Source organism: Hungatella sp. SL.1.14 (assembly GCF_024460495.1).
In the GTDB taxonomy this organism is placed as follows: Bacteria; Bacillota; Clostridia; order Lachnospirales; family Lachnospiraceae; genus Hungatella; species Hungatella hathewayi.
Window position 1 is genome coordinate 71,571 of record NZ_JANFYJ010000025.1, and the last position, 14,910, is coordinate 86,480.

Genomic DNA, 14,910 nt, shown 5'->3' on the forward strand with positions numbered 1-14,910 from the left:
GTGGGAGGAGGAGGCGTGATGAAGGAAGTTGATTTAATCAGCATGATCGAATGTGTGACAGCCAGTTTTCATATCAATTTATCCATCGTGAAATCGCCCGAGGATGAGAAAAACTGCTTTGACTTAGGACTGCGGGAGAATATCTTAAAATGCGGCCGCCCAAACGATGTTCTCCACAATATTTATGCGGGATGCGGACCTTTCATACTGCACCATGTGATTGACCGGTACGACTCGGAATACGATCTGTTTGCACTTCCGGAGGACATGAGATCCTGCGGTGACTATATTTTGATCGGGCCGTACCGGAAAGAGTATATGGATGACTTCCGGCTAAACCGGCTGATTCAAAAATGCGGGCTTCCCATTAGTCTGACCTCCGGGCTGAGAGATTACTTCTGTGAGGTTCCCATTGTGATGGACAGCGGCTCCTGGGATGAGCTGCTGCTTTCCATTGTCCGCATGTGTTATGACGGCCAGGAGATTAAAAAACGCCTTGTTGAGCTGAAAGAGGATGAGAGCATGGGCTGGAAGGAAGATCTGCCGGAGGATACCCTGGTGCACACAAAAATGCTGGAAGACCGGTACCGAATGGAGAATGAACTTTTACATGCAATTGCATCTGGGGATGCGGATACTGCTCTGAGGATCTGCCGGAAATTTTCCAGTACCTCAGTTTCCCGGCGTTTTAAGGATCCGAACCGCGACCGGCGCAATATCCTGATTACTTCCAACGCCATATACCGGAAGGCCGCTGAAAATGGGTGTGTACATCCGGTTCATATAGACCGGCTTTCGTCCGGATTTGCCAAGAAAATCGAGACGGTCTGCACAGAAAGGGAAGCCAGCCGGCTGGCCCTTGAGATGGTACGCAAATACTGCCTTCTGGTGCGCAACTTTTCTCTGAAAGGCCATTCTTCCGTAATACAGAAGATCGTAAATCATATTGATTTAAATCTGGCTCACGATTTGTCGCTAAAGAGGCTTTCGGAAGAGTATTGCGTCAATGCCAGCTATCTTTCCACACTGTTTAAGAAAGAGATGGGGCAGTCCATTACCGCCTATATTGCGGAGCAGCGGATGAAACAGGCGATTCTGTATCTTAATTCGACCGACATGCAGATTCAGGAGATTGCTCTTGCCGTGGGGATTACCGATTTGAATTACTTCAGCAAGCTGTTTAAAAAGATGACAGGGATGCCTCCCAGCGTATACAAGAAAAATTTATAGAATTAGTAAATATACAAGATAAAATGAAATATTGACAAGATATTTACTCATGCTTCTCCGGAAATAGCTGTAAAATCTAAGTACATTCATGAAAGAGAAAAGAGATGCAGCTGCTGAAAGAAGAAGGGGAAGAAAATATGAAGAGTCAGAATAACACGAAAGTTAATGGAATTCACCGGGCTCATACGTGGGAAATTGGGCTGTATGCGCTGAACAATACGTCGACAAATCTCTATGCGATGCTGATGGGATACGTTTCTTACTACGTATCCGGGCTGATGGGCGTGGCTGCGGTTCTGGTCGGAACACTGCTTACGGTTATGCGGGTGTGGGACGGCGTCACGGATCCCGTCATCGGCTTTGTTGTGGATAAGACCAACGGCAGGTTTGGGAAAAACCGCCCGTTTATCGTAATCGGCAATGTAATTATGATTATTACAACTTATATCCTTTACCATTTCGGTCATAAGCTGCCGGACAATTACGGATTGAGGCTCGGTTTCTTTGTGCTGATCTATGCTGTTTACATTATTGGATACACATGCCAGTGCGTTGTCACAAAGTCGGCACAGTCGTGTATGACGAATGATCCTGAGCAGAGACCCACGTTTGCAGTCTTTGATGCCGCATACGGCGGATTAATGTTTGCCGGAACCGGCATGCTGGTCTCTAAGTATCTTGTTCCTAAATATACGGTCGATGGGATTTCCGGTTTCCGCAATCCTGCCATGTTCCATGAATTCTGGCTGATTTTTGCGGGCCTGTCGCTTCTTTTGGCGGCTTTGTCAATCGTTGGACTGTGGAGAAAGGACAGACCGCAGTATTACGGACTGGGCGTTCCTCAGCAGATCCGAATCCGCGATTACTGGGAGATCTTAAAGCATAACCGCGCGATTCAGATGCTGGTGGTGGCGGCGTCTACGGATAAGCTGTTTCAGAATATTATGACTAACAGTATTATTCTCGTTATCGTCTTTGGCATCATCTGCGGAGACTATGGCAGCTATGGCACCATGAGCATGCTCATTATTGTGCCTCAGATTCTTCTCTGCGGTTTTGGTATTCGAAAGATTGCTGCTAAAATGGGACAGAGAAAGGCGCTGTGGACCGGTTCCATCGGAGCCATCATCTGCGCTTCCTGCATGGCGCTGCTGTTTATATTCGGCAATCCGAAAGACTTCGGATTCTCCCGCATTACATTTTTTACGGTCGCGCTCTGTACCCTTTGGATTCTGGAGAAGGCGTGCTCCGGCATGGCGGGAACACTGGTAATTCCCATGACGGCCGACTGCGCCGACTATGAGACCTACCGTTCCGGTAAGTATGTTCCGGGCCTGATGGGAACACTCTTCAGCTTCGTGGACAAGCTGATTTCCTCACTGGGAACCACGATCGTGGCTCTGGAGCTGGCCGCCGTTGGCTTCGCAAAGGTACAGCCGGATCAGACCACACCTCTGACTCCCGGACTGTTCTGGGTCGGTATCATCAGCTTCTGTCTCGTACCGATTATCGGCTGGCTGTGTAACCTTGTGGCCATGAAATTCTATCCTCTGACTAAGGAAAAAATGGCAGAAATTCAGGACAGGATTGCAGAGATTAAGGCCGCCTCTTTTGATAATTAAGCGGTTTACTGTTTGTACACGGCCGTAATTCGTTTTTCGTCAGATTTATTTAAGAATAATGATCTGGAATTAATAAGTGGGGTATAGTATACTAGATCATATTATATATTTCAAGGAGGAATCTATGAAAAAAGTTTTAGCACTTCTTTTGAGTGCCGCCATGGTACTGTCCATGGCCGGATGCGGCGGTGGAAAAGACGCCAGAACAATTTATGATGAAGCTTCTAAGAAGACTTCAGAGCTGAAGGATATGGATCTTACTACGAACGTTGCCATGACGATGTCTCAGGGGGATCAGACCATCGATGTGACAACCGCTATGGATATTCAGATGACCGGAGCCAATACGGAAGACATGAGATATCTGGCGACGGGAAAGACCTCCATGGCGGGCCAGGACATCGATATGTCGATGTATTATGAGGGCGGCTATTACTATATGGAGACGATGGGACAGAAGATCAAGTACGCCATGGATTTAAATCAGCTTATGGAACAGGTGAAGCAGAGTACGGAAGGTGCAAATATGGAATCTTCCTACATGAAGGAGATTACGGCAAAGAAGGACGGAGAGAACCAGCGCCTCACCTTTACGGCTGATGCTGAAAAGATGGATGCGTATGTGCAGGACATCATGAGCAGCATGGGAACAGCTGCCGCCGGTATGGAAGGCGTTACCTATAAGATTAAGGAAGCCAGCGGTGAAGCGGTTGTGAATAAAGATGGATACTTCTCAAGCATGAAGATTAAGATGCTTATGGATATGGAAGTGCAGGGGGAAACCATCAGCATCGATATGGATACAGACGCTGTCTACCGCAACCCGGGCCAGGTGGTTACACTGGCTGCGCCGAGTCTTGACGGCTATCAGGAAGTTGATCCCGCGGCAATGGGAGTACAGCAGTAAGAAATTAAACACATTTTTTTATTATGAAGATAACGGCAGGCATGTCAGGTGGGAATTCATCTGGCATGCCTGCCGTTTATTCCCGCGGGCTATTCAGGAATGGTGATGGAAGCGTCATTGAATCGCTTTAAGTTTACATAATTGTATTTTGTCATGGAATTTATTTCGCTATCCTCGAGTGTCGTGATCGGTGTTCCATCAGCTGTTTCATAAGTGAGTTTATACTCAATGGTTAAAAGCCGGCCTGTAGAGTCGATGGCGGCCTCCAGCGTTTCTGCTGTATACTTTCGGTTGTCAGTATAAGGCGGGGATTCTAACTCCTGCTCATGCCGCTTAAGCCGCTCATCCCGGACTAATTGAAGGGGAAGAGGAAGATAGCCGGGCTGTTCCGTGCTGCGTATAAGGGTAATGACGGTTTTGCCGTCTTCCTTTTTTCTGGATACTTCTGTGAAATCTTCAGGGGAGATACGATGGTTATAAATCCATAGTCTGCCCTTGTAGGATTCATTTCCTTTCTGGTCTCCGGAGGATTCCAGCATCCAGCCGTTTACCGGAGGTTCTGTCTGCGCTGCTGACTGGCTGGTCAAATCAGCCGAGATATGGTATTCCCCTTTATTCTTATCAAAAATCCGGTGATAGTGGCTGTCTCCGATAATCTTATGTTCAACGGTAAATGAGGAAGTCTTATCCGACGGTATGCCTGCCACGTAGTAATTCCGGCCGCCGTCTTCAGAAACGCAGATGTAGGCAATGGTCTGGAGCTCATATTTTGTATCATTCAAATAGGTGCCGTCACGGATCGTGAATTCATAGCTGTCCATGGATAGATCCTGTTCAATGGCGGCATTTATGGCGTCTGCGGCGTCTGCAAGCTTTCTTTCACTGTTTCCCGAAGAACAGCCTGATAAAAGAAGAGAGAGAGTAAAAAGACTTACAGCAGGCAGCAGTCTTAAGTAACGTGTGCTTTTTTGTATCATAAAAATCCCTCCTTGTCTGATTTAATTTTAACAGATGACAGGGAGGGAAGTATTTCTTTTTCCTTAATATTTATTCTTCAATGACCTGAATTTCCAGAAAATCGAAATCAATATGCTCGATAAAATTATCCTGTAAGAAACGGGCCTTGTCATGAACTTTAAATTCATGTATCGTGGCGTCCAGCCAGATTGGCTTGCCTAAGTCGAACTCGTAGCAGATATCATCAAGAGCCTGAAATACCATGGCAGTCCTGGACATTGAATAATCTGAGATGCAGATAACGGTATCCCGGACGAGTCTCGTGTCCTTAACAATCTTTCCCCACATGCGAAACATAGATTTTTCCTCCTTCCGTATACCTGTGGCTGCGATAAAATGAATACGATGTTGATTATATCATTAAGGCCGGAAGCGGCGCAAGGGATTTATTATTTATCACCCAAAACATGAGATTAAAAATTTGTAAAAATGATTAGAATATGATAGAATCAAGTTAGCGTTTTTTGTGGAAAAGAATCGGATAAAACCGAAGGAGGACGACAACGAATGGCACAACCGATAACAGACCAGGTCGGATTCCTGTCTGAGGCGTGCAGAGCCGTACAGGAACTGTCTGCGAGTAAAAATTCACTGGATAAAATCCGTTTGGATGAAAAGCGGCTGGAGAAGGATCTGGAGGCGGAAAAGAAGGCCGTGGCGGATGCGATCAGCCTGACTGTGAAGAAGCGTATGGAAGAGATTAACGGTTCCTATGACAAGGAGATTGCAAAAGGTCAGGACCGTTTAAAGCGTGTTCGGAGCAAACGGGAAAAGGCGAAGAGCCAGGGAATTAAGGAACGGATCGCGGAAGAGACGAAGGAACTGCATGATGATAACCGGGAATTGAAGCTGCAGATGAAGACAACGTTCCAGAAGGACCGGGTCCCCCGCTTCTGTAAATCTACATGGTACTATTCTCTGTATTTTACGAGAGGGTTTTCGGAATTTCTTATCTTGCTGGTTACGATCCTCATCTGTTTTCTGGCTGTTCCGTACGGGATCTATATGCTGCTTTCGGAGAAGTCCACGTATTATCTGATAGGGATATATTTTGCCGTGGTTGTTGTCTTTGGCGGTATCTATATTCTGATTAATAATAAGACGAAGGTACGCCATCAGGAGGCGTTAAAACAGGGCCGAAAGATCCGCGATCTGATGCGCACGAATCATAAAAAAATCCGTGTCATTACCAATTCCATCAGGCGTGACCGGGATGAGGCCGTATATGATTTAGAGAAGTACGATGATGAGATTGCCCAGATCGAGCAGGACTTAAGCGATATCACCAGCAAGAAGAAGGAAGCGCTTAATACCTTTGAAAAGGTGACGAAGACAATCATATCTGATGAGATCGCAGGCGCCAGCAGAGAGAAGATAGAACGGCTGGAGGAAGAACTGCTCCGGGCTTCGGAAGAGGCGAAGGAAGCCGAGGTGAAGGTAAAAGAGCAGACGCTTTTCATTACGGATAACTATGAGTCGTACCTCGGAACGGAATTTATGGTACCGGAGAAGTTAGATGAACTGGCCGATTTTATCCGGATGGGGAAGGCGACTACCATCAGTGAGGCGGAGGCGCTTTACAGGAGTATGAAAGGGTAGGCTGACAGGAACCGGTAATTCAATATTAGACAGACTTTAATAACCGCTGAACGGATGGATTAAAAAATCATCCGCTCGGCGGTTTTTTAGTAGTACTCATTAGGAGCCGGAATTACCGCAAGCACTGTAAATAAGGCTGGCGTCATAGATTGATATAAAACATGCACAATGGAATACAAAATAAACCAGGTAAAGTAATAATTATATGAATAAAAAAAGTATATAAAATATGAAATTCGGTATATTGTACAACTTGATTAAGAAATATATACTTTCCATATACTAAAAATACGAAGGGAAGATGAAAATGAAGCCGAAATTTGAATTTGTAAATGGAAGTCTGTGGGAAGAAAAAAAAGAGATTCCTGTTGCCAGGAATTGTGATGTGGCAATTGCAGGGGGCGGGCCGTCCGGTTTGGCCGCGGCAATTGCTTCAGCCAGAACGGGGGCAGATACGTTACTGGTTGAGAGTCAGTCATTTTTAGGGGGTGTGGCTACGTCAACAATGATGGCAGCCCTGGTGGATGCAAAGAGAGCCAATGGGATTTCAGAAGAATTGATTAAGAGAATGGGAGAAAGGAATGGAGCTCCCCTGCTTTCACCGGAAAAAAATGTAAATACAATACCATTTGATCCGGAAACGTTTAAAACCTGCGCATTACAGATGCTGATGGAGTCGGGCGCCTCTGTATTGTTTTATACCATTGTAACAGAGCCCATTGTAGTGGGAGATGAAATTCGAGGATTTATCATTGAAAATAAGAATGGCAGGCAGGCGATACTGGCCAGACAGGTGATCGACTGCACGGGGGATGCCGACTTGGCTTATCGGGCAGGAGCTCCCTGTGTAAAAGGACGAGAGGAGGATGGAAAGATGCGTCCGCTGTCTCTCCTGGCACGGATGGGCGGTGTAGACGTATATAAAACACTAAAGTACCTGGAAGAGAATCCGGAAGAAATACAGCCGCAGTACCGGAATGGAGGAATACTGAAGGCAGGAGAAGAAGACGTGGTTCAGAGGCTAAGCGGATTCTACAAGCTTGTGGAACAGGCAAAAGAGGAAGGCGGTCTTTTCCCGGAATGTCATTATTTCAGACTGGAAAATCTGTGGGCCAGCCGGGGAACTGTTATTTGTAATACCGCAAGAGCCTACTTTCTGGATGGAACAGATGCGGATGATTTAACAAAAGCAGAGATCATATGCCGCCGTCAGATTGATAAGCTCCTGGAATTTGCCCGGAAATACGTTCCCGGATTCGAAAACGCATTTGTAATTGATATATCTTCCAGGCTGGGAGTGCGTGAAACCCGCCGAATAAAGGGCGTTTACACACTGACTGATGAAGACGCATATGGAGATGCCACGTTTGAGGATCCTATTCTGTTTTTAAGTGGGAATCTGGTAAAGCGGCCTCTGCCGAAGGATCTGGATGTTCACATGCCGGAGCCGATTGAGGGTTCCGATAAAGACTGGCTGGAAAAATATCCTGAAAGAGTACCGATGGAACACCATGAGTACCAGCTTCCGTTCCGATGCCTTATTCCGCAGAATATCAGAAATCTTCTGGTTGCAGGAAGAAGCCTTTCTGTCAGTCACATGATCGACAGCTTTACGAGGAATATGATCCCATGCATGTGGTTTGGTCAGGCGGCAGGCGCTGCGGCGGGCTTATGTATAAAATATGATACAATACCTGCAGAACTGGAATATGAAAAATTGCATCAGGAGCTGAAACGGCAGGGGCTGACGTTTTGATAATCACTCACTGGAGAAGAAATGGGGATGGGAAGATGGAAAGAATACCAGTGAAGAAAAAAAATTATAAACGGTATATATCCTTATACGTAATGATGAGTGTAAGCATCTGCTACTACGTGGTCTATCGTTATGCTCCAATTTTTGGAAATATAATTGCACTGAAGGATTATAACATTCAGGCCGGAATTTTTCGCAGTAACTGGGTGGAACCGTTAAATAAATACTTTAAGATGTTTTTTGAATCCCCCAATTTCAGGCAGCTGCTGACCAATACGGCGATTATAAGCTTTTATAAATTGGTTTTTGTTACGTTTGGAGGAATCAGCCTGGCTTTACTGTTAAATGAAGCCAGGAAGAAACGGTTGAGACAGACTGTCCAGACGGCTTCTTTTCTGCCGTACTTTTTATCCTGGGTGGTTATCTACAGTATTTCCCAGGTGTTTTTCAGCCAGTCAACAGGATTGATTAATCATGCAATACGTCAGTCAACCGGAGAAACCATTCCCTTTTTATCTTCGGACAAGTGGTTCCGTTTTATCCTGATCATGACAGATGTATGGAAAGAGGCCGGCTGGTCTTCCATCATTTACATTGCGGCCATGGCGGGTATCGACCCGGCGCTATACGAAGCAGCCAGAGTGGATGGGGCAGGACGTCTCCGCATGATCATAAGTATTACGCTGCCATGCATAAAAAATGTGATTATCATGATGCTGATTTTAAAGCTGGGAACAATTATGGATGCCGGGTTTGAACAGGTCTTCATCATGTACAGTGTTCCGGTTTACCCGGTGGCTGATATTCTGGATACCTGGGTATACAGAGTTGGACTGCAGCAGATGAATTTCAGCCTTGCGGCGGCGGCAGGTCTTTTCAAGTCTGTCATCAGCTTTATCCTGGTAGTAGCGGCCAATAAGGTATCAAAAAGATGGGGGGAGTCAATGTGGTGAGTAAAATATCAGATAAATCAGTCGATTTTATTGTACATACGATTTTGCTGGTCATAGGATTCATTTATATATTTCCGCTGATTTATGTAATTGCAGTGTCGCTCACTCCTTACTCTGAAGTGCTTAAAAATGGAGGATTTGTATTGATCCCTAAAAGGATTACACTGCAGGGATATAAAGAAATTTTCAGAAATTCAGGAATACCCAGGGCTTTTATGATCACCGTGTTTATAACAGCGGTGGGAACCTTTATTAATCTGCTTCTGACTGTTACTTTAGCGTATCCGCTGAGCAAAAAAGATTTACCGGGAAGAAAGTTCTGGCTCTTATTTGTACTCTTTCCAATGATCTTTGGGGCCAGTATTATTCCCACTTACCTGGTTGTAAAAGCAACAGGATTGTTAAACTCGGTTTGGGCGATGATTATTCCTTTGGCGGTAACGGGGTATAATACCATTATATTAAAAACGTTTTTTGAAGGGGTGCCGGAAAGTCTGGCGGAGTCTGCAATGTTAGATGGAGCGGGGGAATTTCAGGTGCTGTGGCATATTGTACTGCCATTGTCGAAACCGGCAGTGACAACGGTTGGAATGTATTATGCGGTTAACCACTGGAATGAATTTTTTAATGCGGTTTATTACATTACAGATGTGAAGCTGAACCCATTGCAGGTAGTTCTCCGCAATATTATTGATGTTTCTACGATGGCGAGTACGGAGATTAATGTTCCTACGCTGACGATACAGATGGCGGCGGTTGTAGTAGTTATATTTCCGGTTTTAATTGTGTATTTTCTGCTTCAAAAGCATATTGAAAAAGGGATGCTGTCCGGAGCGGTAAAAGGATGAGTGTGTGCAGGAGGGAAAATTGAATGAAAAAACAGATGAAATATGGATTGGCTGCGGTTTTACTGGGACTGGCGGGGATGACGCTGCTGTCCGGATGCCAAAAAAAGGAAACAAAAGAGATTGGACAGGAAAACGCGGATAAGGTAAAATTAGAAGTATTGGTTGAAGGCGCCGGAATGCCGGCGTCATCGGATGAAGATCCTATCCTGGATGCTTTGAATGAACGGCTGAACATGGATATGAATTTTTCCGTTGTTCAAAATGAATACAGCAACCAGTTGAATGTCCGTGTGGCGGGAGGAAACCCTCCGGATCTGTTTTCACTGAATTACGAGCAGATGCATACCTACGCGGAGCAGGATCTTCTGCTGGACTGGACTCCTTATCTGGATCAGATGCCCCATGTGCAGGAAGTTCTGAAGCAGGAGGACTGGGTGAAGGGAATGGTAAACGGAAAAATCGTTGCCCTGAGCAAGAGGCCGTTTATCAAGCTGCACTCTCTCTGGGTCAGGAAGGACTGGCTGGATGCGCTGGGGCTGGAAGTACCAAAGACGCTTGAGGATCTGGTGAATGTATCGGTTGCATTTACCAAACAGGATCCTGATGGAAACGGGGTAGATGACACGTATGGCTTCACCGCGCCCGGCATGACGGCGGCCGGTTCTCAGGGTCTGTTTGGTTTATCTCCTGTCTTTGGGGCGTTTGGAACGACTCAGGAGGGCCAGTTTTATGTGAAAGACGGAAAAGCGGTTTATTCCACGGAAGACCCTGCATTCCGTGATGCGATTGAATTTATCCGATCCTTCATTGCAACGGGGTCCGTTGATCCGGAGCTGGTGGTGAATAAGAACTTTTCAGAGCGGGATAAGGCATTTCGCGGGGAGGCAGGCATCATCTATATCGCGTGGACGGATATGGTAAAGGGCAACCTTCAGGAACAGATGAAGGCAGTAAATCCGGATGCGGAATGGATCCAGATTGAACCGCCGGCAGGCCCGGGAGGTTCCTATGACGGTTTTATCGATCTGGGCGACACTCCGAACCGATATGCGATGCCGAAGGATATAGCGCCGGAAAAAAGGGATCAGGTGTTAAAACTGATGGATTATATTGCAAGCGGCGAGGGACTTGATCTCGTATGCTACGGTGTGGAGGGCGTCCATTATAAGAAGGAGGGAGATCAGATTACCGCTCTGCCGGCAATGTCTGATATCACATGGTCCTATAATTACCAGCTGGTTGGAAGAGATGATGTTCCTTATTACGGAGTAAAATATCCGACGCTCACGGAGTACCGGGATTTTGCTTACGGTTTGGACCGCATCAATGTGTATACAAATTTGATTCAGATTCCGGATAAGTTCAACATTGTTGATCTAAGAAGCTACGAGCAGCAGGAACTGGTGAATTTTATCTATGGTAAGAGGGACATGGATGAGTTCGATGATTTCCTGAAAACATTAGAGGACACGTATCATTTGAGCACCTATAAAGCGGCTGCGGAATCTACATTGAAAGAATGTGGATACATTAAATAGGAGAGATTATGTATAAGGTTGTACTGATCGATGATAATGAGATTTTTTTGGAATCCCTGAAAAAAAACGGCCCCTGGAATGAAACTGACTGTTGTCTGGAAGGGGTGGCGTATGATGGGATCAGCGGAAAAAAGATGATAGAGGAGCTCAGACCGGATATTATTATCACCGATATCAGTATGCCCGAAATGGATGGATTAACCATGGTGGAAGCCATCCGCAAGGAGTGTCCAGGCAGTAAAATTTTGATTATCACAGGTTATGACAAGTTTGAATATGCACAGAAGGCGCTTCAGTTAAAAGTAAATCAAATACTGCTGAAACCAGTTTCCTTACATGATCTGCAGTGCGCCCTGTCAGCAATCGGGGAAGAGTTTAAGAAAGAAGAAGAGCGGAACAACAATTTTATCAGCTTACAGAAAAAGCTGGATTTAAATAAGAGAAACTATGAGCGGGAACAGAGAAAACGCATGTTTCAATTATTATTAACTCTTCCCTGCTGCGATCAGGCGTGGATTGATAAACAGACGGAGAAGCACGAATGCTATGACGGCGGGTATACGATTTTTGTTATGCCCGCCGATCAAAAGTCTATCATTGAAAAAGATTCCGCAGTGATCGAAAGCGAGATGGAAAAATACAGAGATATCGCGCCGCTGATCCAGATCGTTTCCTTTGTAAACAGCAGTTACTTTATAACACTGGTTTTGTATAAAAAATACATGAGGAAAGATAAAATCTCATATGCGGAAGAAAAGATGAGAAATATTTTGCGTGATTTTGGGGATCAGAAAGAATACCTTCTTTCGGTAACCTGCGCGAACAATCATTTTTACAGGATGCAGGACCGATATGAAAAGCTGATATTACAGTTAGAGGAACGCATGTATTTTTTATATGAGACAGTTGCCGGAGATCAGTTAAAGTTCAGTGAGAGCCACATCATGACGTATTTTGAGACGGTAATTACGAATGTAAAGACCAGTAAATATGAAGATGGGGTTCTGGCGCTCGATAAACTGGTGGAAGAGATATCACAGTTCTATACGCCTGATCTTGTTCTGATACGGACGGCGCTCAATGGTTTTTCTGTTTTGCTGGTGAGGGCCTTTGACGGTATGGAATATGGGGAGACGGGCGCCCACGGACTGATGAACGGGTTCAACACCGTCATGAACATTAAACAGGCGAAGGAACAGCTACATGCGATATACAGGGAATGTTTAAAACAGCGATCAGGGGAGGATAAAAAGTATTCTGCTCTGGTTTTGGCCGTTCTGCAGTATGTCAGAGGCAACGTTTACGGCGATATTTCGCTTGAAAGGACTGCGCGGTACTTTAATGTATCTTCCGGATATTTAAGTGGTCTGGTAAAGAAAGAAACCGGAATCAATTATAATCAGATCGTGCTGCAGGAAAAAATTAATGCGGCAAAGGAACTGTTAAAGCATCCGGAGTATTCAATCGAGGAGATCGGAGAGAAAATAGGATATACGAATTACATCAGCTTTTACAAGGCATTTAAAAAAGCAACGGGAATGTCGCCCAGAGAATGCAGGTGAAGGTGAGCCTATGAGAGAAAAGATTAAGAATTACCTAAAAGAACGGTACTCCGATATTGGTATTAAAAAAGAGATTATCATGATAAACTCTGCCATCGTGTCGGCGGCGGTTCTGCTGACGTTTCTGTTCTGTTTTTTCTTAAACCTGGAAAAATCCACGCAGAATATCGAGAAAATTGCCCGTCAGCTGACGGAGGAGCAGTACCATACCGTGAACAGCAACATTCCGCATCTGGAAGGACAGATATTTGCACTGATGCAGAATAAAAGGCTTCAGCAGCTGCTGGCGGAGGCAGGGACGGAACCGCTGGATGTGTTTTCGAGAGACGGAATAAGAACCGAGTTGGAACAGATGTGCCATTTCTACCATTTTATCGACTTTGTTGTGGTAAAAGATTTACAGGGGATATGGTACGGTTCTGGCGGCTCCTCCGGGCTTGATTTTATCAGGCAGTGGGACAGTGAAAACGGGGAGAGGCTGAAAGCTCAGACGGGGAAGTGTATCTGGGAGATAGAAGATGGGGAAATCTATGTGGAACGGGAGATATTTAACGTTACTACCATGGAAAGACTCGGGACCATTGTATTAAATATCAATCAGAATTATTTCAATGAACTGATAGGTCTGCCCCGCAATTCCATGAATTACTGTTATTTGCTGTCAGACACGGGGAAATGTTATACCTACACGGAATCAGAAGGGGTCCCCCGCTGGAGCGATATCTCGCCTAAGATCCTTTATGAGGAGGGATATCAGGAGAAGTATCTGTTCCATGATGGAACGGTCTATCTGATGCAGGCGCTGATGGGCGGGACGGGCAGCTGGCAGATTGTCAACCTGATACCGGGGAATGTGTTTACCGACGGCTGGAAAACCAGTATTATGATATCCATCCTGATAGGTGGCTGTGCAGTTGCAGTCGCCATTTTGCTGATTTCAAAGTTTTCCAGGAATTTATCTGCAAGGATCGAAGGGGTCATCGGACAGATGGACCGGATTGCAGACGGAGAGTTTCATACGGAATATCAATCGGAACGCAGAGATGAGATTGACAAGATTCGATGCAGGTTGAACATTCTGGGGAAACAGATTGAGCAGCTTCTGGAAAATACGGTGGCGGAAGAAAAGCAGAAAAAAGAGATGGAGGTTCAAATGCTTCAGCTGCGCTATTATGCGGTACAATCCCAGATGAATCCTCACTTTATCTATAATGCACTGGAAACCATCAGCAGTATGGCGCTCTTATATGGAGCGGCTGAGGTCAGCAATGCGGTTTGTGAATGCGCAGCGCTGTTCCGGGCGAATGTAAGGCGGATCCACCAGTTTGTTACGCTGGAGGATGAACTGGAGTATGTGAAGCTGTGTATGAGATTCTATGAGCTGGCATATCCCAACCGGATCGATACCGAGTACAGGATCAGTCCGGAGCTGCAGGAGTGTATGGTGCCCAGCTTTTTACTGCATCCTTTAATAGAAAACATTATTGTGCACGGGGTTTCCAAATCTGTTAAGAGGGTTAATATATTGGTGAGCTGCAAACAGCGGGGGGATATGATCAAAATAGCGGTCTGTGACAACAGCATCGGTATCAGCCGTGAAAAGCAGCAGCAGCTTCTCGATGCAATGAAGGAGACCGACATATGGCTGAATGAGGATTCGAAGGCGCCTCATACGGAGATTGGACTGCCTAATATTTATTATATACTGAAAAGAAGCTTTGGAGAGAGGGCAGATTTGAAATTATACAGCAGAGAGGAAAGGGGAACGTGTATATTTTTAAGCTTTCCGCGTGAGCGCCAGATACAGAATTGAGTGCGGTGTTTTCCGTACCGAAAAAAGGAAGTGCCGACTTCCGGATCATAGTGAATAATTCCCGA

At 45.5% G+C, this 14,910-nt stretch carries 12 protein-coding genes; 10 read left to right on the forward strand and 2 right to left on the reverse strand.

Translation table 11 applies throughout. The features are described 5' to 3' along the window. Positions 1-18 precede the first annotated feature (18 nt). The 3 genes from NE473_RS23235 to NE473_RS23245 all read left to right on the forward strand — a co-directional run bounded on the left by NE473_RS23235 (position 19) and on the right by NE473_RS23245 (position 3,759). Positions 19-1,230 (forward strand): helix-turn-helix domain-containing protein, encoded by a 1,212-nt coding sequence (locus NE473_RS23235; RefSeq protein WP_196411681.1) that lies wholly within the window; start codon positions 19-21, stop codon positions 1,228-1,230. A gap of 104 nt (positions 1,231-1,334) precedes the next feature. Beyond that, positions 1,335-2,852: an MFS transporter gene (locus NE473_RS23240; RefSeq protein ID WP_155560947.1), complete on the forward strand. Its 1,518-nt coding sequence runs from the start codon at positions 1,335-1,337 to the stop codon at positions 2,850-2,852. 124 nt (positions 2,853-2,976) lie between these two features. Next, positions 2,977-3,759: a DUF6612 family protein gene (locus NE473_RS23245; protein ID WP_022030614.1), complete on the forward strand. Its 783-nt coding sequence runs from the start codon at positions 2,977-2,979 to the stop codon at positions 3,757-3,759. An 89-nt stretch (positions 3,760-3,848) separates the two neighbouring features. Here the strand turns inward: NE473_RS23245 and NE473_RS23250 are convergent, their stop codons facing one another. After that, positions 3,849-4,736, reverse strand: a complete 888-nt coding sequence (locus tag NE473_RS23250) for a hypothetical protein (RefSeq protein ID WP_155560948.1) — start codon at positions 4,734-4,736, stop codon at positions 3,849-3,851. Between the two features lie 70 nt (positions 4,737-4,806). After that, positions 4,807-5,073: a hypothetical protein gene (locus tag NE473_RS23255; protein WP_006771815.1), complete on the reverse strand. Its 267-nt coding sequence runs from the start codon at positions 5,071-5,073 to the stop codon at positions 4,807-4,809. Between the two features lie 210 nt (positions 5,074-5,283). On the opposite strand from NE473_RS23255, the gene NE473_RS23260 reads away from it, so the two are divergent. From NE473_RS23260 to NE473_RS23290, 7 genes are all read left to right on the forward strand, one after another. Beyond that, entirely contained in the window at positions 5,284-6,375 is a 1,092-nt protein-coding gene (locus NE473_RS23260) for a hypothetical protein (RefSeq protein ID WP_155560949.1), read from the forward strand. A 307-nt stretch (positions 6,376-6,682) separates the two neighbouring features. After that, complete coding sequence (locus tag NE473_RS23265; RefSeq protein ID WP_050797752.1) at positions 6,683-8,131, forward strand: FAD-dependent oxidoreductase; 1,449 nt, start codon at positions 6,683-6,685, stop codon at positions 8,129-8,131. Positions 8,132-8,166: 35 nt separating this feature from the next. Further along, complete coding sequence (locus NE473_RS23270) at positions 8,167-9,084, forward strand: ABC transporter permease (RefSeq protein WP_243145813.1); 918 nt, start codon at positions 8,167-8,169, stop codon at positions 9,082-9,084. Continuing rightward, positions 9,081-9,932 carry a carbohydrate ABC transporter permease gene (locus NE473_RS23275; RefSeq protein WP_207636231.1) on the forward strand — a complete coding sequence of 284 codons (852 nt, stop codon included), beginning with the start codon at positions 9,081-9,083 and terminating at the stop codon, positions 9,930-9,932. Before NE473_RS23270 ends, NE473_RS23275 begins: the two co-directional genes overlap by 4 nt. A 23-nt stretch (positions 9,933-9,955) precedes the next feature. After that, complete coding sequence (locus tag NE473_RS23280) at positions 9,956-11,470, forward strand: extracellular solute-binding protein (protein WP_006771820.1); 1,515 nt, start codon at positions 9,956-9,958, stop codon at positions 11,468-11,470. 8 nt (positions 11,471-11,478) lie between these two features. Further along, complete coding sequence (locus NE473_RS23285; RefSeq protein WP_155560951.1) at positions 11,479-13,032, forward strand: response regulator transcription factor; 1,554 nt, start codon at positions 11,479-11,481, stop codon at positions 13,030-13,032. 10 nt (positions 13,033-13,042) lie between these two features. Next, on the forward strand, positions 13,043-14,845 hold the full coding sequence (locus NE473_RS23290; protein ID WP_155560952.1) for a sensor histidine kinase: 1,803 nt from the start codon (positions 13,043-13,045) through the stop codon (positions 14,843-14,845). Positions 14,846-14,910: the final 65 nt, after the last annotated feature.